Raw genomic sequence first — 20,050 nt, 5'->3', positions numbered from 1 at the left:
TTGCCACACGCTAGAGCGGTGAGTGACCTGTGCCACGCGTCGGCTTCCGTTCAATGGAAAACCGGCGCGGAGTCGGGCACACCGCCCCGCAGCGGCCGGGAGTCCGCGATTGTTTCCCGCGTATGAAATGCCCTCGGCTCTTTCCACTCACCGGAAATCGGTTCTGTGTCGCGACCCGGTCGCTGCCGAGAGTGAGCAGGTCGCCCGAGTACCTCCCGATCCCGGAGCATGCACGATGCCAAGAACCGACCTCCGCCGAGTCTCCCGGCGGTCCGGAGTCTCCTCCCTGTCGTCCGCGCTGATCGCCATGGCGGCGCTGGCCGGCTGCTCAGGCAGCCCGGCGGACGCCGACCGCACGGTGACGGTCGACCTCGCCGAGTCCGTCGCGTGCGTCGACCCGCACCAGGCGCCGCAGACCTCGGCGTTGAACGTCGCGCGGCAACTGGTCGACTCCCTCACCGACCAGGACCCCCGGACCGGGAAGATCGTGGGCTGGATCGCGAGCCGCTGGACCGTCAACAGCGACGCCACCCGGTTTGTCTTCACCCTGCGCAGCGGCGCTACTTTCAGCGACGGCACTCCGGTGAACGCGGCTGCGGTCGTGGCGAACCTCAAGGACATCACCGCCCTGGGCGCCAAGTCGCCGCTCGGCATCAGCTACCTCGCGAACCTGCGCTCGGCGGTCGCGAGCGATTCCCGTACGGTGACCGTCGAGTTCTCCAAGCCCAGCGCCCAGTTCCTCCAGGCCACCTCCACCCCCACGCTCGGCCTGCTGTCCCCGGCGACGCTCAAGCGCAGCTCCGCGCGGCGCTGCACGAGGGAACTGGCCGGATCGGGCCCGTTCACCCTGGATACCACCACTACCGCCGACAAGTCCTTCGTGCTCAAGACACGGCGTGACTACGCCTGGCCGACCCCACTGGCCCGGCACACCGGCGCCGCCCGCGTCGGCGGGGTGACCTTCCGGATCGTGCCCGCCGCCCAGGTCCGGCACGGCAATCTCGTCTCCGGACAGGCCGACGTCGACGCCCAGGTGCAACCGCAGGACGTGGACTCCTTCACCGGCACCAAGCTCACCCTGCTGTCCCAGGTGCGCCCGGGCCTCGTCTACACGTTCCTGCCGAACGAGACCAGCGCCGTCCTGTCCGATCCCGCGGTGCGGGTCGCCATCAGCCGCGGGATCGACCGTTCGGCCTTCGCACCACTGCTGTCGCGGGCGGAGAAACCGGCGACGAGCCTGTTCGCCACGTCCACGCCCCAGTACTCGGACCGCTCCGCGCAACTCTCCTACGACCGCGCGAAGGCCACCGAGCTGCTGGACAAGGCCGGCTGGGTGCCCGGTGGCGACGGGATCCGGCAGCGTGCCGGACGTGCACTGCGGGTCCGGCTGGTCTACGCCTCCACCGACCCCTACAGCTCCGTCTACCAGCTGATCGCCCAACAGCTGCGGAAGATTGGCGTCGACCTGGCCCTCACACCGCTCGACGACGCCGCGAACAACGCGCGCCAGGCCGGCGGCGACTACGACCTGGTGTCCTGGGCGGTCACCCGCGGAGACCCGTCGGTGCTCTCCACCGTGTTCCCGGTCGGCTCGGCCAACCCGCTGCGCCGGACCACGCCCGGCAAGCTGGAGCAGTCGATCAGCGCGGTGGGCGAAACGCTCGACACCGCACGCCGCCAGCGGGCCGCCGACGCCTCGGTCGACCTCATCCTCGACGGCGGACACGGCATTCCGCTCTTCGAGCAGGCCGCGTCGGTCGGTGTCGCGGACACCGTCAAGGGCATCCGGCTCGACGCGTCGAGCCGCCCCCTCTTCTACGACGCGGAGGTCGGCAAGTGAGCGACACATCTGAGCACTGGAACACCTTCGGCGACGGCCGGACCGTCACGCCCGCGGAATTCGTGGCCGCCGCCGCGGCCCTGCTCGACGGCGCGGTCCACGCGGTGTCCGGCCCCTCGGCCGAGATCAGAGCCGACCTGGTCGCCGGGCTGGAGGCCACCCTCGATCCGGCGGGGCCCTACGCGACCCTGCGACTGGACACCTCCTCGACGGGCAACGAAGCGCGCAGAGAACTGGCCGCGAGCGCAGCCGCAGCCGGAGCGCTGATCCTCGATCTGGTCCGGGCGGGCACCGGCTCCAGGGAAGGGCGAGCCGTCGCCGACCTGCGCAGCCCGTGCGTCGGCTACGGCTGGACGCCCGCCGTAGTGGACTGGCTGATGGGGGCGGCCGGCGGCCACCCCGCCCGCAACCTGTACAACGAGTGGCTGTACCAGCTCGTCCTGCTGCGTGACGCGCTCATCCCGTTCGACCCTTCCGCTGAGACGCGGCTCCTCGTGATGGCCGAGGGACTGCGCGGCATCGCCGACGAACGCGACCGCTTCGTACTGGAGTTGACCACACGCAGAATCGCGCACCGGTCGGTGGTGCGGTTCGCGGCGGCCGCCGTCCTGGGCGAGCCGGGCCCCGCCCGGCCGTCCGCCTACGGCTTCCAGTGGCCCGGCGGCTCCGTGCTCCCGGCCGTGGTGTCCCGCCACGACCTCCTGGCTCCGCGCTACCAGCTGTCCTGGTCGCCCGATGCGGTACTGGACGGCGAGGAACACCCGCTGTTCTTCGTCCCCGCCGCCGCGGACTACCTGGAACTCCCGCGCCGTGACCTCGCGGACCTGCCCCCCACCTCGCCCTCCGACGGACCGGCGGCCGACCGGCCCGTCACCGCCCGGCTGGTTCGCGGTCCGAGCCCCGCGGACGCGGGGACCGCCACGCTCGACCTCGCGGGCGACCCGGAAACCGGACTCGTACGCGGGTCCGCCGTCTCCGCCGACGGGTGGCGCGTCGACCTGGGCCAGGCGCTGCGCGGACACCGCTATGCCCTGCGGCCGGACGCGGCGGCCGAGCCGGGCCCGCTGCCGGAGACGACCGTCGTGCCGGGCCGCCGACTGCTGCCCGAGCCGGTCCTCTTCACCGCCGCGGCCGGCAGGTACCGCGTGCTCACCGAGGGCGACCCGCTGCTCGCCCTCGCTGCCCTCGGCCGGATCCACCCCGACGCCAACGTGCTGTACTCGGGCCAGAACTGGCCGTCGGTGCGGTCGGCAGCCCACCGCTCGGCGCCCGTCACCCTGTTGGACCTGCGTCCATGACCGTGCACCTGCCTTCCGGGCTGCCCAGGTACCTGCTACGCCGGCTGGGCCAGGCCGTGTTCGTGATCTGGGCGGCGTTCACCGTCACTTCGCTCCTGCTCTATCTGCTGCCCTCCGATCCCGTACAGATCATGATCGGCCCCCAGGTACGGCCCACTTCCGGTCAACTCGCCCGGCTGCGCCACGAGTACGGGCTCGACCAGCCCGTGGTGGTGCAGTACCTCACGCATCTCGGCCGTGCTCTCCAGGGCGACCTCGGCCGGTCGATCCAGAGCGGCGTGCCGGTCGTCACCGAACTGACCCGGGCACTGCCGAACACCCTGGCGCTGACGGGCTGCTCGCTCGGGCTCGGCACGCTGCTCGGCGGCGCCGTCGCCTGGTCGGCGGCGTACACCTCGTCACCCCGGCTGCGCGCAACCCTGCTGGCCGTGCCGTCGCTGTTCAACTCCGTACCGACGTTCTGGCTGGGGCTCGTGCTGATGCAGTTGTTCTCCTTCACTCTCCGGGCCTTCCCCACCAGCGGCGGTACCGGCTTCGCCGCACTGGTACTGCCGGCCGTCACGCTGGCGGTCCCGTCCGCCGCGTTCATCGGGCAGATCCTGGGAGCGGAGCTGATCAAGGCGGTGCGGGAACCCTACGCAGACACGGCCAGGGCGAAGGGCGCGTCCCGGTCGCGGGTGCTGTGGGGCCATGCGCTGCGCAACGCGATGATGCCCACGCTCACCGTGCTCGGACTGCTGGTCGGCTGGCAGCTGTCCGGCTCGGTCGTCGTCGAGACGGTCTTCGGCTGGGACGGCATCGGCCGGCTCACCGAAGAGGCGGTGCGGACGCAGGACATCCCGATAGTGCAGGGGCTGGTGCTGCTCGCCGCCGTCTGTCTCGCGCTGATCAACCTGACGGTCGATCTCGTCTATCCGCTGGTCGACCCGCGCGTGCTGGTCCGGGGCCCGGCCGGGCGGCCCGGTGAGCGGGCACCCGCCCGGGTCCTCGACGGGGCCTCCTCGGCGGCCACGATGGCTTCGGCAGGCGACCGATGACGCGCGTCCGGCGGATCGGCTGGTCCGGGCTGTTGCTGGCGGTGCTGCTCAGCTGGTCCGTGTGGCCGTCGCTGTTCACCCACCGGGACCCCGCCGCGGGTGTGCTCGCCGAACGGCTCCGACCGCCCGGCGGCTCCCACTGGTTCGGCACCGACGAACTCGGCCGCGACCTGTACACCCGTGTCGTGTACGGCGCGGGCCTCTCCCTGTCGGCCGCGGCCCTGGCGGTCGGGATCGCCGTGCTCCTGGGCGCGCTTCTCGGCGTGGTGGCGGGCTCGGCCGGCGGGTGGACCGACGACGTCGTCATGCGGGTGGTGGACATGCTCCTCGCCGTGCCGAACTTCCTGCTGTCCCTGGCGATCATCACGATCCTCGGGTTCGGGACCGTGAACGTCGCGGTCGCTGTCGGGCTCTCCGCGACCGCGGGCTTCACCCGGATGACGCGCGGCGAGGTACTCAGGGTGCGACAGGCGGCCTACGTCGAGGCCGCGACGGTGGCGGGCACCGGCCGGGCCACGACGCTGGCCCGGCACATCCTGCCGAACTCGGCGCGGCCCATCCTCGCCATGTCCAGCCTCGAACTCGGCAACGCGATCCTGGCCATGGCGGCCCTCAGTTTCCTCGGCTTCGCCGCTCCTCCGCCAGCCGCGGACTGGGGCTCGCTCGTCGCCTCCGGGCGGGACTATCTGGGAGTGGCCTGGTGGATGATGACCGTGCCGGGCCTGGTGATCGTCGTCTCGGTCATGGCGGCAAACCGTCTCGGACGACGGCTGACGGACCGGGGCGGGCGCCGGTGAACGCGCTCTCGGCACCTTCGCCCGCCACCTTGGCGGTCACCGACCTGCGGGTCTCCTACCGCGCCGCGGGGCGCCGTGCCGACGCACTCGGCGGAGTGAGCTTCGAGGTCCGGCCCGGCGAGATCGTCGCGGTCGTCGGCGAGTCCGGTTCGGGCAAGTCCACGCTGGCGCACGCCCTCATCGGCCTGCTGCCGGACTCGGCTCAGATCGCCCACGGCCGTGTCGAGCTCGGTGACACCCGCCTGGACCGGCTCTCGGAACGGCAGTGGACGCGCGTACGAGGGGCGGAGATCGGTTTCATCCCGCAGGATCCCGGGGTGGCGCTGAACCCGGTGCAGCGAGTGGGGCGGCAGGTCGCCGAGTCGCTGCGCATCCACCGGCTGTCGGCCCCGGACACCGAGCGGGCCGCCGTGCTGGCGAACCTGGAGCGGGCCGGTGTACCCGATCCCGGCCGGGTCGCCGACTGCTACCCGCACGAACTGTCCGGCGGTTACCGCCAGCGCGTCCTGACGGCGATCGCATTCGCCGCCGGACCGCGGTTCATCATCGCGGACGAACCCACGTCCGCGCTGGACGTCGTCGTGCAGCGACGGGTGCTGGACCAGATCGAGCGACTGGCCAGGTCGTCGGGGACCGGGGTCGTGATGATCACTCACGATCTCGCGGTGGCGGCCGACCGCGCGGACCGGATCGTGGTGATGCGGGGCGGCCGGATCGTGGAACAGGGTCCGGCGGAACAGGTGTTGGACGCGCCGCGGCACGAGTACACCGGGCTGCTGCTCGCGTCGATACCGCGTCTCGCGGCGGACCGGGAGCAGAGCCCGTCGGCACGCCCGCTGTTGACCGTCCGCCGGCTCAGCAAGGTCTTCACGGTGGGAGGCGGCCGGGGCGCCGGGGCGCTGCGGGCGGTCGACGACGTGAGTTTCAGTGTCGAACGGGGCCGTACTCTTGCCCTGTTGGGAGAGTCCGGCTCGGGGAAATCGACAACGGCTCGTATGGTGACGGGACTTACCGAGCCTACGTCCGGGACCGTCCTCTTCGACGGGGTGGCACTGGAAGGCCTCGGCCCCCGGGCGCGGCGGCCGTTCCGCCGCAGGATCCAGCTGGTCGCGCAGAACCCGTACACCGCGCTCGACCCGTTGATGACGATCCGTCAGATCATCGCGGAGCCGCTGAACGCGTTCAGGGAAGGGACGCGCCGCAGCCGTACCGCCCGTGTGAAGGAACTGCTGGACCAGGTGGCGCTTCCCTGCACGGTCGCGGACCGCAAGCCGCGGGAGCTGTCCGGGGGGCAGCGCCAGCGGGTAGCCATCGCCCGCGCACTCGCGCTCCGCCCGGACCTCGTGGTGTTCGACGAGCCGGTGTCCGCCCTCGACGTGGTCATCCAGGCGCAGATCCTGCGGCTCATGGCGGAACTGCAGAAGGACTTCGCGCTGAGTTATCTGTTCATCTCGCACGACCTGGCGGTGATCAGCCAGGTCTCCGACACAGTGGCCGTCATGCGGCAAGGGGCAATCGTCGAGCAGGGTCCGACCGCGGAGGTCCTCACCCGCCCGCGCGATCCCTACACGGCAAGCCTGCTGGACGCCGTGCCAGGCAAGAGCCGATCGCGATCACGATGAGCCCAGCAGCAGCTCCACCCCACCTGCTGCGGGTGGTGCTGCCGGGTATGCCCGGACAGGTTCACGACGGGTGCACCTGCCGCCGGAGTGCCGGGCGAGTGGAGGGGCTTCACCACATCAACGTTCCGCACCTTAGCCACCCTGGTCACAGGGCTGATCACGCAGAGGCAGTCAGTGCTTGCTCAGCTCGAACCAGACGGATTTACCGCGCCCGCTAGGTGAGTTGCCCCAGGACGACGCCAGGGCCTCGACGATGAGCAGCCCGCGGCCATGTTCAGATTCGGTGTCGGCCTCCCCCGATGCCAGCACAGGTGCGGGCACGGGAGGGCGCGGGTCGGAGTCGCGTACATCTACGCGAAGCCGATCAGGGTACTCGCGCAGCCGGACCTCGACCTCGCTGTCGGCATGCACGAGTGCGTTGGTGACCAGTTCGGTTACTGCAAGCTCGAGATCGGACACGACGACTTCACAGTCCCAAAGCCGGGCCTGCTCGCGCAGGAACCTGCGCACGTCTCGGACAGCGCGCAGATCGTGGCGGTCGACGAACGTTCGCCCCACTCGCTGGCGTCGGCCTGCACGCGTGCCCAGAAACTGTGCGATCAGCAGTGCGACGTCGTCGTCTCGCTGTTCTTTGGTGCCGGTAATCTCGAGCAGGCTGTCGGCCAGTGCCTCTAGGCTCAGGTCGACGCCGAGTGTGTCCAGGCGCTTGTGCAGTGTGGCGATGCCATCCTCAAGCCGCGCCGAGTGGGAGTGGAAAAGTCCGTCGGTGTAGAGGACCAAGGTAGTTCCCTCCGGCAGCGGGAACCATGTGGAGCTATAGGCGGTGTCAGGCTGGACACCCAGCGGTATTCCCGGGGAAAGTTCGAGTTCCAGGAAGTGCTGGCCGGGGTGGCGGAGCAGGGGCGTCGGATGACCGGCGGTGGATATCTCGGCGGTTTCGGCCTCGGGGTCCAGCCGTACGCAGCAACAGGTGGCGAGCAGGTCAATGCCGAGTTCTACGAGCAGCCGGTTGGTACGTGTAAGCACCTCTGCGGGGCGGTGCCCTTCTGCGGCGTAGGCGCGGATCGCGGTGCGGATCTGGCCCATCGTCGCTGCCGAGCGGGGTGTGTGTCCTTCGACGTCGCCGATGATCAGGCCGATAGCGCCGTCGGGCAGGTTGAGCACGTCGTACCAGTCGCCGCCGACGGCAGTTCCGAACGTCGGCGTGGCGTATCGGGTGGCGATGTCCACTTCGGCGTGCTGCGGGAGGGCCGGGGGCAGGAGGCCCTGCTGGATTTCCTGGGCCAGTCGGTGTTCCGCCTCGCCCTGGCGTACGCGCCCGATGGATGGGGCGAGGAGCTGCGCCATCCTTACGAGGGCGGCGCGTTCATCTGCCCGGAAGTTGCGCTGGTGGTCGAAGCCGAGGGCGAGGGTACCGGTGTTCTGGCCGCCAATGATCAGGGGCAGCAGGCAGTAAGCCGCGACTGATTCACCCCCTGCCGCGTCATGGAAGAAAAGCGGCTGGTCGACGAGCGACAGCTCGCCGATGTCCGTCTCCTCTTCCAGCGTGCCCGCTGAGGCCGTGGTGAGCCGCTCGGCGAGCACAGCGCTGCATCCGCTGTAGCCGAGCAGTCGTGACCGTCCTGCGTCGATGACCGAGACGGCCAGGCACCAAGCTCCGTAGGGCTTCATGATCCGCTGGATCGCTGCATCAAGAATGTCCTGGAGCTGCAGAGCCTCGGTGAGCTGAGTGGCGAGCCAGTTGATCTGGTACACCAGCGACAGACTCAGCGACTCCGTCGGCCTGTCCTGCCCCGGAAAGGAAGGCAGAATGAATCTCGGTGCCGACGAAAAGCGCTTTGGCCGGGACACGCCGCCCTGCCGCTCCAGGCTGCGGGAGAGGCCGTTTGCCAGGCGCCTGCAGCGGTCTTGCACCATCGCAGAGACCTCCCCCCATTCGACCGGGTCGGCCCAGATGAGAACCATCACTCCGAGTGACCGCCCGACGGCGGCGATCAATGGCGTAGCAACGATCGCATACGGGAACGGCATGGCCGGGAGGAGCCCCCTAGGGGACCTTTCACGAACGCGCACGCACTGGCGGCCCGTGCGGTAGGCAACGTCTGGGGTGTACCTATCGTCGTTCGCCGGATACTGATCAGTTACCGTGTAGATCGACAGTGGATCGCCCACTACGACGGCGTGGACCAGTGATTGCTCGTCATCAACCGGGAACATCACGGATCCCATCGTTGCCCCAAGCTCACCCACCGCTTGCTGCAGCGTCTCGACGAACATCTGCTCTTCGGCGTCGAGCGACGTCACCGCGCTCGACGACCCCGTGAGGTGACTCCTGCGTCCCATTCTCTGCTCCAGAACCCCGGTCCCCCTCATTACATTAAAGGCTATGCAGCGGGATATCGAACGATCCGCATAGACAAATCGGGAGTGTCATGAATTAGCCTCGATCTTTCGTGATGGTCCGCCGACGGAGTTGGCGGACCATTTCGCGTTCTGAGGCTGAGGGCGGGCAGGGCGGCGGCCCGAGTGTCGCCTCGGGTGGGCGCCGGGTTCCTCTGCTCCGGGTCGGGTGGTGTCGTCGGGACAGTGAATCTGCTGGTCAGCGCGGGTGCGGAAGTTGGGCGAGCCGGTCGAGGGCGGCGGTGATGTGGGTCCAGGGCCAGTGCTTGGCGAGACGGAGGATTCGTCGGCGCCCGGTGGTGACGACTTGCCCGGCTGCGATGAATAGGCGGAGCCGCAGGCGGCGGGGTTCCCAGAGCCTGGCCTTGCCGGTCAGCGCGAGCATCGGCACCCAGGCCAGCAGGTCCAACGCGATCTGGACGATCTCGAGCCAGATGCGGTTCTGGGCGGTGTGATGCAGGGGCAGGTTCCGCAGCCCGGTGGCCCGGGCGGCCCGGCTGCGGTCCTCGGCCCGGGCCCGCAGGCGGTGACGGAGTTCGAGGTCGGCGATCGGCTGGGCAATGGTGTTGGTGGCCAAGCAGGTCAGCCGCATGCCGTCCGCGTCGGTGAGCCTCAGCTGGGTGCCCGGGTGAGGCCGTTCCTTGCGGACGATCAGCCGCATGCCCTTCGGCCAGCCGGCCAGGACGTCGCCGGCGAGTTCGGCAACCCAGGCGCCGTGATCTCGCTGTCCGGCTCGGCGGCTGCTGTCCAGGCCGACGCCGGGACCTTCAGCACGTACTGGTGGATCGCGTCGGTGATCACCATGCCGACCGAGTAGGACAGCCAGCGTCCGCGCTGGGCGAGCCAGGCGACGAAGTCATGGGTGCCGCCCGCGGAGTCGGTGCGGATCAGGGTCTGCCGTCCGCGCCGGTATTTCTTCGGCAGCTGAGCGAGGGCCAGGCAGGCTGCGGTGATGTGGTCGCAGGCGGTGTTCGAACCAGCGTTGCCCGACCTGAGCAGGGCCGCGACGGGTTCCCCGGTGCCGCCCGGGCCATGGTCGACGAACGCCATCAGCGGGTGGTGGCCGTAGGTCCGCTTCCAGGTCGGGGCGGCATCCTGCTTGTCGGAGTGCGCGATCACCAGCACCCCGTCCAGGTCGATGGTCACCGTCCCGTCCGCGTCTGGCGCCTTCCGGCCGGCCAACTACCAGACCCTGCCGCGGACTTCGCTCCGTGCAGCGCGGATCGCCCGAAGAGCTGTGTCGCCGCAGGCGGCGAGAGTGTCGATCAGCCGGGAGACCGTCGGGTCGGAGGCCACCGGCCCGAACACGGCCGGCTCGGCCCGCAGCATGCCCACATCGGCCAGGCAATCCCCGCCATCGCGACCGCCAGGGCGAGGTCCAGGACGACCTTCCCCGGGTCGTGGACGGCCCGCGGCCTCCGCCACGGAGCAAGCGCGGCGGATATCTGGTCAAGACCGGCCTTGCGGACCGTCTCCACCAGCAGGACCGAACCGGCCTGTGAGACCACCTGGCGGCCGTCCCCCTGGACACGGACACGCGGGTACGACGAGACAGGCTCTCACCTGGGAAGTGCTTCTTTCCCTTGCAGTCAACAGAACCCTCAGCAAGTCCTTGCAGGTCAAGGGCGCTTTCCTCGTTTCTGGTCAGCTCTTGGGCAGCCCGCTTCATGAAAGCGCGAGGCTAGCTAGGTCCGCCCGATACGGGTACGCCGCGGGGTTGCGTGCCGGCGGCGCAGGCACGGGGATCAAGCATGCACTCGCGTGCCGTCGACTCCATGGGAAGACGCAGAGCCCGCCCCCCTCGCTGCGCTTCCGTGGACCGATCTGGCTCTGCCGCCTGGCGGAAGATCGCGCCCAGGTTCGAGCGAACCCATGGCACACTCAACGCGAAAGCGAAGAACTACCGCCGGTTCGTCGACTGAGTTCGTCGAGATCTGGCGAACTCGTCGGTTTCGCAGCACCGGCGCCATTGTTGGCGGGGTCAACATCAACAACATCGTCCGAGGCACCCTCCAGAGCGGAACTCTGGGCTACACCGCATACGCCTCTACGACCGGCCACGGCTACATGGCCGAAGGGCTCGGGCTCCTCATCCAGCACGCCTTCGGTGAACTGGGTTTGCACCGGCTGGAAGCCAACATCCAGCCCGACAACACGCAGTCACTGGCCCTGGTCAAGCGCCTGGGCTTCGAGCGCGAGGGCTATTCGACCGCCTTCCAGTTCATCAACGGCGAATGGCGAGACCACGAGCGCTGGGCCATCACCGCGGAGACGGCAGGGGAGGCCGCACAGCCTGATGGGTGAAGACACCTTTCAGGTCTGCAGGTGATCAGCTGCCGTTTCGACGGCTGTCGATGTATTCGGTCCAGTTGCGCTTGACGAAGTTCGTCCAGTCCGTCGCGTTGTCGACGCTGGTACCGGTGAGGGCGGCGAGGATTGAGGGCCGAGCGCCGTCCCCGGGACCGCGGCGATCGCGAGCACGGGCGGCTTGCGCCACAGGACCTTCGGAGTCGGGACCGGCGCCAGGGCCATCGCCTCGACCTCGACGTCGATGCGCGCCTGATCTGCGTCCACCTTCAGGAACACGTCGCCGACGCGCAGGGTCGCGCGCTCGGAATGGCAGACGACGACCTTGGCCTCATCCATGGCGGCCAGTATCCCGGGATGGCCGTCGACGTCGCCAGGTATATCGCGACGCGTTCCGAACTGGCTCCTGATGACTCCAAGCTGAGCGGCCGGGTACAGCCCCAACTGAATGGTGGTACCCGGCTGCTGGTCCGTTTGTGCCGGTCTATGCCTGGCCGCTCCTGGTTGCTGCGGCGGTGATGCGGTAGGTGCGTGGGCGTTCGGTGACCTGTTCGGTGATGCCCTGCTTGGTCAGGGTGACCAGGGCGTTGGCGATGGCGCCGGAGCTTTTCTCGATGATCCGGCTGATGCGGGTGGCGGTGAACGCCTCGTTGGGGTGAGCGGTGAGGTGGCCGATGACCATCTGGCGCAGGGCGCCAGGGGCGAGGCGGGTCCGGTGGCCGCTCTGGCTGACGGTCGGCTGGGGCTCCTCGGTCCTTGTGTGCCCCGAGGCCGCTTCCCTTGTCGGAGGCTCCGACACGGGTGCTGGCGCATCGTCGCTCTCTACTCCCTGCGAGGGTTCGCTCGCAGAACCCCGCTGCTCGTCTTCGTCAGCGTCGTCGTGTTCTGATGTGTCGTCCTCGGGGGCGGGGGACTCTGCAGTGGGCGGGGGGTGGTCGTGGTGCTCTTGCTCGTGGCTGTCGTTGTCAGCGTTCGGCGGCTCGTCGGTCGTGTCCGGTGCAGTGCTGGTGTCAGGGTCGGGTGTGGGCGTGGGGTACCAGTAGTTGACGGGGCGGCCGCTGCCCATCGGGGGCGGCGCTCTCGCGGCTGGCGAGACCGGTCTGTTCGAAGTAGCGAAGGGCCTTGGTTGTGGTGGATTGGCCGGCGCCGGCGGCTTGGGCGAGGGTGGTGCTGGTGGTGCCGGGCTGGTTGTTCAGTGCGGCCCATACGGCGGCGGTGGCGCCGGACAGCTGAGTGAGGTCGGGGTGGTTGGGGGTGGGTGTGGTGTTGTCGGTGTTGGTGGTGGTTGGCATGGTGGGGTCTCCCGTGTGGGGTGGTGGGTGGTTGTGGAGAGAGCCCCGGCCGGGGTGCTCGCGGCGCGTGGCCTACGCGGTGGTCCGCGGCGACGACTATGAACGCTCTGCGGCGGCCGACTAGTCAAGCCGCTCCCGTCACCCCCGCGGGTGCTTCTTGGGGTGGCCCGCCGCCGGGTGCGGGGTGAGGTGCGGGTGCTCCCGGGGTGCGCTCGGTGTCGAGGCGGGTGCGGAGTTCTCGGGCGCGGTGTTGGCCCAGGTGCAGGTGGCGGCGGAGCTGGCGGATGCTGATTGGCTGACCGGTGTGCTGGCGGGTTGCCAGATCCAGTGCGAGAGCCCGCGCGTACATATCGGCGTCTGCGCGGCTGTGTCCATCGGGCTGGTCCACGGGCCCGTTGGGGGTGGGTTCGTGGCTGTCGTGGCGTGTGGCGGCCGTTGTCGGGTCGACGTCTTCCGTGTCGGTGCACTCGGATGGTGGTGGAGTGGGGGGTGCGGGTGCTCCCGGCGTGTTCTTGGGGTGCTCCTCGCGGTGGTTGTCGTGGGGTGCGGTGGTGGGGTGCGGGTGTGTCTGGGAGGTGCAGCGGCGGTAGGCGGCGACGGTTTCGGTCAGGCCGATGAGGAGCAGGGGTGGCACTGCGTGGAGGAGCACTCCGGCGGGGTCGGCGTGGCGGGGCCAGCCGATGTGGTCGTCGGGCCAGAGGGAGGTCCAGGTGTTCATGACGGTGGCGGCCAGGCCGGCGGACCAGCGCAGGGCGGTGGACCAGCGTGGTGGGGGGATGTTCCAGGCGGCGAGTCGTGCGTCGGCGTAGAGGACGCTGGTGAGGGTGAGGGCGACCATCGGGTCGAGGAGGACGGCGATCGGCCAGGGGATGTGGTGGTCGACGGCGAAGAGGGTGACGTTGACCGCGGTGAAGATGAGGGCGAGGGCGGCGACGCCGGCCAGGATGCGCACCAGCGTGCGCATCAAGGTGTCGATCTCGGCGGGGGTGGGGTGCGTGCTCACCGTGCACCGTGCGGGCTTGGGCGGGTCGCGCCTTGGTAGGTGGGGCCGGTCAGCTGTGCGCGGGTTTCTCTGACCACGGCGCCGGGGTGGGGTGCGTCGACCATGTGGTGGTGGCCGCTGTAGATGCCGACGTGCGTGACGGCCCGCGGACTGGTGCCGAAGAACAGCAGGTCGCCTGGTAGGAGGGGTGTTCCGACGGGGAGGTGGGGGCCGGCGTCGTACTGGGCCTGTGCCACGCGGGGGAGGTTGATGTGGATGGTGGCGTAGGCGGCTTTGGTGAGGCCGGAGCAGTCGAAGCCGCCTTCGGCGGGGCCGTCGCCGCCCCAGACGTAGGGGGTGCCGAGCTGGCGGCGGGCGAAGGCGACCACCTCCCGGCCGGCAGCGGAGGTTGTGGGGAGGGCGGCGGCGTAGCGGCGTGCGATGCGTAGAACGTCTGCGACGTAGGCGTGGGAGGGGTTGTAGGCGTAGATCGCCCGCTCGATGTGGTTCTTGTTGTGTCGGGCACCGTGTGTGCACAGCAGGCGCGCTGCGGCGAACACCGCGTCCACCGGATCCCACGGCGTCGGCGGTCTGCGCCCACCGGCGGGTACCGGATGTGCGTAGAGCTTGAACGTGGACGGTAGGAATTGCATGGGGCCCACGGCTCCTGCGGAGGATCGCATGGTGGGGTGGCGTCCGTGGTCGGTCTCGGCCTTGCCGATGGCGGCGAGGATCGTCCAGGACAGGCCCGGGCACTCGGGGGCGGCCCGCTGATACAGCGCCAGCATGCTCGAAGGGATGTCCCGCAGCGCGTTCCTGCCCGGGGCGGTGGTGGTGCCGCTGGAGCCGGGGATGAGCGAGCTGAGGAGTGCGGTGATCGCGAGGGTGCCGAGGAGGGGGAGGGTGATGAGAGCGCAGCCGATTCCGGTGGTGGTCTTGGCGAGCAGGCTCATCGGCCGTCCGCCGTTGTGGGCGGCCGGGGTGGGATGGGGAGGGTGAGGGGGGTGTCGGCGTCGGTGGGGTCGATGGTGGCGGGGGTGAGGTGGGGCCACTGGGTGGTGAGGCCGGTGAGGGTGGTGCGTGGGGCTGTGGGGTGGAGGGGTGTCCACCAGGGGCCCCAGGGGGTGTGGGTGGTGAAGTCCGCGGAGGAGGTAGCGACGTGCAGGCCGAGGTCGCGGGCGGGTTGGGTGAGGCGGTGGCGGAGGGCGCGGTCGCGGGAAGCGGTGCGGGTGTGGATGAGGAGGGCGGGGCGGGTATTGGTGGAGGTGGTGAAGGCGGCGTAGCCGGCGAGTTTGGCTTCGACGCGGGGCAGGGGCTGGGAGCCGGTGTCGTATTCGAGGAAGAACGACAGCAGGACCGGGCTGTCCGCGTTGGTTGTGGTGGGGTCGTGCCAGTGGGCGTAGGCGTCGGGGCGGATCATGTCGTCCCAGCGTCTGGCGCAGGACCGTTCGGACAGCCACAGCGTGAGGTGGCCGTGGGTGGCGTGTGGGGTGGGGGCGGCGAGGTGGGTGAGGAGTTCGTTGACGCCGATGTCGTGGCCGAGGGATGGGGAGTAGGCGATGCGGCCGGTGGTGGTGGGGCGCCAGCCGAGGGCGGCGGGTTCGCATCCGGCGTGGGCGGCGATGACGCTGACGCCGGTGGGGCCGAGGGTGTAGTGCTCGGGTGCGGAGCCGTGCTGGGTCAGGGGGCGGAAGGAGTCCAGGACGGCGTGGTGGTGAAGGGCACGCAGGCGCCGTTGGGCGGAGCGTTGGCTGGTGAAGGCGATGCGGGCGATCTGTGGGGTGGTCAGGACGCGGTGTTCGTGGACCATGGCGGTGATCCACAGATCGCGGGCGGTGAGGCTGCGGGTGAGGGCAGCAGGGTCCGTGCGGTGCCGTGCTGGTGTGGGCCGGGGCCGGGTGAGTGCGGCGCGCGCGGTGTAACGCGAGCCGGGGCCGGAGGCGGGGCGGGGCAGAGCGGGCATGGCGGTTCACCACCAGGGCATCGGTCGGGAGAAGGCCGGGTGAGCGGAAGAGGGGGCGCGTGGCGGATTCGGTGGTCAGGGGCGGGTGGTGCGGGTGTGGGTGGGGGCCGCTGCGGCGGTGCGGAGATCGGCTGCGCGGCCGGGAACGGGCGGTGGGAGGGGCCGGGTGGTGAGGGTGAAGGCCGGGGATTCGGCGCCGGCGGTGAGCAGGTGGGCGGCGGCTTGGTAGGGGCCGAGGTGAGCGAGGTCGTGGGCGGTGAGGGTGTGGAGGGTATGGCGTTCCAGGGCGGTAGCGTCTTCGGGCGAGGTGTTGAAGAAGATCTTGTTGCGGGCGTTGGCGGAGATGCCCTCGCGCAGGTCGCGTGGGAGCTGGGCTAGGTGCTGGTGGGCCAGTGCCATGGACAGCCGGTAGCCGCGGGCTTCGGCGAGCATGTCCTCCAGCGGGTAGGGCAGGGTGAGGAAGTTGTGCGCCTCGTCCACGTACAGGGACGCGTCGATGCGCTGGTGTTCGGGGGTGCGGGCGCGCGCGGAGGCCGCTTGCCAGGTTCCGGCGACGATGAAGGAGCCCAGCAGCCGTGCGGTCTCCTCACCGAGCGCGCCCTTGGGGAGGCGGGCGAGGAGGATGCCGCCGTCGAGGACCTGGGTGAGGTCGAAGGTGGAGGGGCCGGCGGAGATGGCGCGGCGGGCGAAGTCGCGCAGCAGGAAGGCGCGCAGCTTGTTCATCACCGGCCCGACGACGGCGGCGCGGGAGGGTTCGGACATGGACTCGTACCAGGCCCAGAAGCCGCGGAGGACGGGGTCTTTGATGGTGGGGATCAGGCGCAGGCGGTAGGCGGGTTCGCCCAGGAGCCGGGGGACGTCGGCGAGGGTGACGAGCTGACCTGTGTGGGCGCGGTGTTTGAGCAGGGTCAGGCAAGCGGCGCGCATGACGTCGTCGGTCCTGGGCCCCCAGAAGGCGGTGAAGATGCGGCGGAAGATGCCGGTGAGGTTGTCGACGACCACGTCGATGTCCGCCCCGTCCAGCACGTTCAGGCACGGCGGGGCGTGGGAGTCATCCGGGTCGATGAAGACCAGGCGGTCGGCACAGGTGTCGGGCAGCCGCGCGAGGAGGTCGGTGACGAAGTCGCCCTTGGGATCGATGACGATCGCGCCCCGGTGGTGGCGGACATCGTCGAGAACGAGGTGGGCGACCAGGGTGGATTTGCCGGAACCGGTGGCTCCCATCAGATGGATGTGGTGGCGGACGTCCGCGACCGCGAGACCCACCGGGCGCCGGGCTCCGGTGTCGGAGCGGCCCAGCGCCTTGACCCCGGCACCGGGGGTGGGCTCCGGGACCGTGGGGGGTGGGAGGACTGAGCGGGCTCCCGCACGCCGCAGGCCGGGGGCGTCCGCGTCGACGGGAAGATGGGCCAGGGCCGCCAGTTCCGGGACCGACAGCAGCGCCGCACGCTGCGGGAAGACCCGCCCCTCCAGCCATCGTTCAGGATGGGCGAGTCGGGTGCGGGCGAGCCAGTTGAGTTCCGAGTACAGGCCGAACGCGGAGGCGAGCGCGTGCGCACGCCCCCGCACCACATCCCGCGCACGCTCCTCCTGGCGTGTGTAGGTGGCGGCGTAGGTGATGGCTGTGTGCCATTGGGGGCCGGTGAGTTTGGCGGCGGACTGGCGGACCGCGGCACCGTGCTCGACATCCTGGCGCCGGGTCAGTACTGGTTGTGGCCGGTGCAGCAGGAGCGCGCCAGCCGAGGGGCCGAGCCTCCGGCCTTCAGCCGCCGCGCTGTGCGGCGGGCCCGCCGCACAGCGGCGCCGGTTGCCGGGCGGACGAGGATCTGCACAAGCGCGGTCTCTTCCTCGCTCATTCCGGTGGCCGCCTGCAACACGGCCCGGAGCGGGTCAGCCGCGTGCTCGGTGCGCAATGGCAGTACTTCCGGCCGGGCCGGGCGCAGCCGCCCCGCCGTCACCACATGCCCGGGTGGGATGAGTTCCGGTGGTTGTTGGACGCGGGTGTGGGCTCCGGGCCAGGCCGCCTCCACCGCCCGCCGCACCAGCCCCAGCGGCACCGTTCCCGGCACCCACAGCCGGATCCCCAGTCCCGTCGGTGACCACGCGTATTCGAACCCCAGATGCGGCTGGCCATCGGTAAGGCGTCGCCACCACGGCCGCAGCAGACCCGCCAGCTGCGCCCACAACACGTCACCCCCTTTGGCGGGGATCTGGGGCGGGGCGAGGATTTCGACGCAGCGTGCGTCGTCGGCGAAGCGCCGCTGGCGACGGTGCCGCATCCGGCCGCGGGCGGTGGTGACGCACACCGCGGCCGCCGTCGTGACCGGCACGAGCACTGGCATGTAAGGGGCGGCCCAGCCGAGAACGGTTCGGGTGATGAAGGCCCAGAAGGCAGTGGGGTCGGTGAGGAAGTCCGCCACCGGGCCATGGGGTGCCGGGCCCGTGACGAGCGCGGTGGCGGTCACTGATTCCATCTCTCTTCGCCGAGAACGCGGGAGAGGGGGGCGTCGGGATCGGTGTCTTCGGTCGGCTGCTGGGCGGCGAGTTCTCCGGGGTCGGTGGTGATGATTTCGTGCTCCCCCGGGGCGGCCACGGAGATCAGCGCGACCTTGCGACGCTCCCCGGCCAGCAGCAACGCCTCGCCCCTCCCGGCGGACAGCAGGAACTCCCGCTCACCATGAGAGAGCCGGAATGACTCGCTGATGGTGTCGATCGCTTGTGGGGCCTGCCGGAGCAGAATCTGGGTCGCCGCGTTCGCGACCACCGCCCGCCCCAGCGGCGAGGCGAGGACATCATCTGCGTCCTGAGTGATGACGGCCAGCCCCGTCCAGTTTTTACGAGCGGCCTTGGACATCCGGAACAGAAAACGTGCCCCGGCCTCGTCACGCATCAGCAGCCACGCCTCGTCCACGATCACCAGATGCTTGCCACCCCTGCCCGCATCAGTGACCTGGCGCCAGATCGCATCCAGCGCCAGCAACATCGCCGGAGCCTTCACCTCCTCCGGCAACTCCCGCAACGCGAAGACCACCAAATGTCCGGTGGTGCTCGCCGTGCTGTGGCCGTTGAAGACGCAGGCATGCGAACCGGTGACATACGGCGCCAGCCGCTCCACCAGCCCTGCAGCCGCCTCACTCCCGTCCTCGTGAAGAACCTCCGCGAGGTCGGCGAGTACCGGCGGGGTCCGCGTCCAGGTCCGCGCATCCGCCGTGATCCCCGACCGGACATAGGTGGCCAGGAGCGCCCGGTCGAGCACAGCTTCCTCCGCGCCCTTCACCTCGGCGCCGAAGAGCACGGCCAGGAAACGGTGCAAGAACAGCACACGCCGCGTCAGGACGTCCTCACCGTCGGCCTCGCCATGACACGGGAGGTCGAAGGGGTTCAGGCGCACACCGTCAGCACCGAGCGCGACCACGGTGCCGCCGACGGTCTCGGCCAGGCGGACGTACTCGTTTCCGGGTCGACGACGGAGGCGGTGACCCCGGTGAACAGCAGCCGCAACAGCTCCAGCTTGGCCAGGTACGACTTGCCGGCCCCGGAACGCGCGAGGGTGACCGAGTTGTAGTTGTCGCATCCGAAGCGGTCCCACAACACCGGCGCGCCGGAGACGGCGTTCAGCCCGTACAGCACCTGCGACCCCGCTCCGGCCTCCTCGGCCACACTGGCGGGAGCGGGTAGCTCGGGGCTGGCGAAGGGAAAGCAGGCGGCGAGCGCCGCAGTGTCGAAGGTGCGGCGGATCTTCCGCATATCGATGCCCAAGGGCAGGGTGGCCAGCCAGCCGGGCAACGCTCGGTAGGTCGTCGGTGCGACCGCCATCAGCAGTGACTCCGCGACCGCTTTGACCGCGGCGACCTGCTCGGCCAAAGTCTCCTCGTCCCCGGCGTGGACGGTCATGTACAGGCCCACGTGGAAAAGCTTTCCCTCGCCCCGGGCGATCCGGTAGGCGAGATCGGCCGCGTCCGCGGCGGCAGCCTCGACCTCCGGATTGTCCAAATGCCCCTTGTCGAAGGCGCCGCGCCGGCCGGATTCCAGCCGGGCACGCTGCTTCTTCAGACCGGCCGCCGCGACCGGATTCGGGACCGGCTCGATATGGAGCGCAATGTCCACATGCCCGGGGAAGGCAAGGAGGGGCGCCAGCCATCCAGGGCTGACCTCAGCCGGGTAGCCGGTCACGACCAGGGTGGAAGCCAGATGACCCCCGATCGCGAGGGTACGAGCGTGCACCTCAAGCGCCTCCGGACCCATAGGCTCCAGCACCGGTCCAGGCCGATGCCCTCCCGAGCGCCCACCGCGACCGCGGTGACAGCTCCGGCCACGGGCACCACCATCACCAGATACGCCAGCAGCGGCATGAACGGCCGCGCGAGCCAGTACCCGCCGTACAGCACCAGTACGCACCCGGCCAGGATGGCGGTCTGCCGCGCGGTGAGCGGACCCAGCACACGGTCCGGGCGCGCGATATCCGCCGGAATCCGGGTCGTAGCGACACCGTCGTCGTATCCATCTGTCATG

General features: G+C 70.1%; 14 protein-coding genes and 4 pseudogenes. 6 read left to right on the top strand and 12 right to left on the bottom strand.

Features of this window, described 5'->3' with window-relative positions:
• Positions 1-235 precede the first annotated feature (235 nt).
• The 5 genes from AS97_RS43800 to AS97_RS43780 are packed head-to-tail and all read left to right on the top strand — an operon-like array spanning position 236 to position 6,594.
• Positions 236-1,840, top strand: coding sequence for an ABC transporter substrate-binding protein (locus AS97_RS43800; RefSeq protein ID WP_185929814.1), 1,605 nt, complete (start codon positions 236-238; stop codon positions 1,838-1,840).
• Positions 1,837-3,138 (top strand): hypothetical protein, encoded by a 1,302-nt coding sequence (locus AS97_RS43795; RefSeq protein ID WP_086706810.1) that lies wholly within the window; start codon positions 1,837-1,839, stop codon positions 3,136-3,138. The genes AS97_RS43800 and AS97_RS43795 overlap by 4 nt, the downstream gene beginning before the upstream one ends.
• Positions 3,135-4,175 (top strand): ABC transporter permease, encoded by a 1,041-nt coding sequence (locus AS97_RS43790; RefSeq protein ID WP_247204686.1) that lies wholly within the window; start codon positions 3,135-3,137, stop codon positions 4,173-4,175. Before AS97_RS43795 ends, AS97_RS43790 begins: the two co-directional genes overlap by 4 nt.
• Positions 4,172-4,972, top strand: a complete 801-nt coding sequence (locus AS97_RS43785; RefSeq protein ID WP_210566869.1) for an ABC transporter permease — start codon at positions 4,172-4,174, stop codon at positions 4,970-4,972. Before AS97_RS43790 ends, AS97_RS43785 begins: the two co-directional genes overlap by 4 nt.
• Positions 4,969-6,594 carry an ABC transporter ATP-binding protein gene (locus AS97_RS43780; RefSeq protein ID WP_210566868.1) on the top strand — a complete coding sequence of 542 codons (1,626 nt, stop codon included), beginning with the start codon at positions 4,969-4,971 and terminating at the stop codon, positions 6,592-6,594. The genes AS97_RS43785 and AS97_RS43780 overlap by 4 nt, the downstream gene beginning before the upstream one ends.
• Before the next feature lie 171 nt (positions 6,595-6,765).
• Here AS97_RS43780 and AS97_RS43775 read toward each other — a convergent pair whose 3' ends face one another.
• Both AS97_RS43775 and AS97_RS43770 read right to left on the bottom strand, forming a co-directional pair.
• Complete coding sequence (locus AS97_RS43775) at positions 6,766-8,898, bottom strand: SpoIIE family protein phosphatase (protein WP_210566867.1); 2,133 nt, start codon at positions 8,896-8,898, stop codon at positions 6,766-6,768.
• A 295-nt stretch (positions 8,899-9,193) separates the two neighbouring features.
• A pseudogene (locus AS97_RS43770) lies at positions 9,194-10,502 on the bottom strand (IS1380 family transposase).
• A gap of 451 nt (positions 10,503-10,953) precedes the next feature.
• Between AS97_RS43770 and AS97_RS43765 the strand changes: the two are divergent.
• Positions 10,954-11,298, top strand: a pseudogene (locus AS97_RS43765) (GNAT family protein); the annotation flags it as partial.
• Positions 11,299-11,436: 138 nt separating this feature from the next.
• Here AS97_RS43765 and AS97_RS43760 read toward each other — a convergent pair.
• The 10 genes and pseudogenes from AS97_RS43760 to AS97_RS43720 form a co-directional block, all read right to left on the bottom strand.
• Positions 11,437-11,640: pseudogene (locus AS97_RS43760) on the bottom strand (aminoglycoside phosphotransferase family protein); the annotation flags it as partial.
• Positions 11,641-11,785: 145 nt separating this feature from the next.
• A complete protein-coding gene (locus AS97_RS43755; RefSeq protein ID WP_210566866.1) occupies positions 11,786-12,100 on the bottom strand; it encodes a hypothetical protein in 315 nt (104 codons plus the stop codon).
• Positions 12,101-12,311: 211 nt separating this feature from the next.
• Positions 12,312-12,593 (bottom strand): MarR family transcriptional regulator, encoded by a 282-nt coding sequence (locus AS97_RS43750; RefSeq protein ID WP_210566865.1) that lies wholly within the window; start codon positions 12,591-12,593, stop codon positions 12,312-12,314.
• Positions 12,594-12,717: 124 nt separating this feature from the next.
• Positions 12,718-13,596, bottom strand: a complete 879-nt coding sequence (locus tag AS97_RS43745; protein ID WP_210566864.1) for a hypothetical protein — start codon at positions 13,594-13,596, stop codon at positions 12,718-12,720.
• Positions 13,593-14,528: an NlpC/P60 family protein gene (locus AS97_RS43740; RefSeq protein WP_210566863.1), complete on the bottom strand. Its 936-nt coding sequence runs from the start codon at positions 14,526-14,528 to the stop codon at positions 13,593-13,595. The genes AS97_RS43745 and AS97_RS43740 overlap by 4 nt, the downstream gene beginning before the upstream one ends.
• Positions 14,525-15,538, bottom strand: a complete 1,014-nt coding sequence (locus tag AS97_RS43735; RefSeq protein WP_210566862.1) for a replication-relaxation family protein — start codon at positions 15,536-15,538, stop codon at positions 14,525-14,527. Before AS97_RS43735 ends, AS97_RS43740 begins: the two co-directional genes overlap by 4 nt.
• Positions 15,539-15,613: 75 nt before the next feature.
• Positions 15,614-17,110: a type IV secretion system DNA-binding domain-containing protein gene (locus AS97_RS48160; RefSeq protein WP_247204685.1), complete on the bottom strand. Its 1,497-nt coding sequence runs from the start codon at positions 17,108-17,110 to the stop codon at positions 15,614-15,616.
• A 128-nt stretch (positions 17,111-17,238) separates the two neighbouring features.
• Complete coding sequence (locus tag AS97_RS48155) at positions 17,239-18,012, bottom strand: hypothetical protein (protein WP_185930048.1); 774 nt, start codon at positions 18,010-18,012, stop codon at positions 17,239-17,241.
• A pseudogene (locus AS97_RS43725) lies at positions 18,000-19,783 on the bottom strand (conjugal transfer protein TraC). The gene AS97_RS48155 and the pseudogene AS97_RS43725 overlap by 13 nt, the downstream one beginning before the upstream one ends.
• Complete coding sequence (locus tag AS97_RS43720; RefSeq protein ID WP_079059400.1) at positions 19,708-20,049, bottom strand: PrgI family protein; 342 nt, start codon at positions 20,047-20,049, stop codon at positions 19,708-19,710. Before AS97_RS43720 ends, AS97_RS43725 begins: the two are co-directional and overlap by 76 nt.
• Position 20,050 lies beyond the last annotated feature (1 nt).

The organism is Streptomyces sp. AgN23 (assembly GCF_001598115.1).
In the GTDB taxonomy this organism is placed as follows: Bacteria; Actinomycetota; Actinomycetes; order Streptomycetales; family Streptomycetaceae; genus Streptomyces; species Streptomyces antimycoticus.
This window is presented reverse-complemented; position numbering and strand designations above follow the sequence as displayed.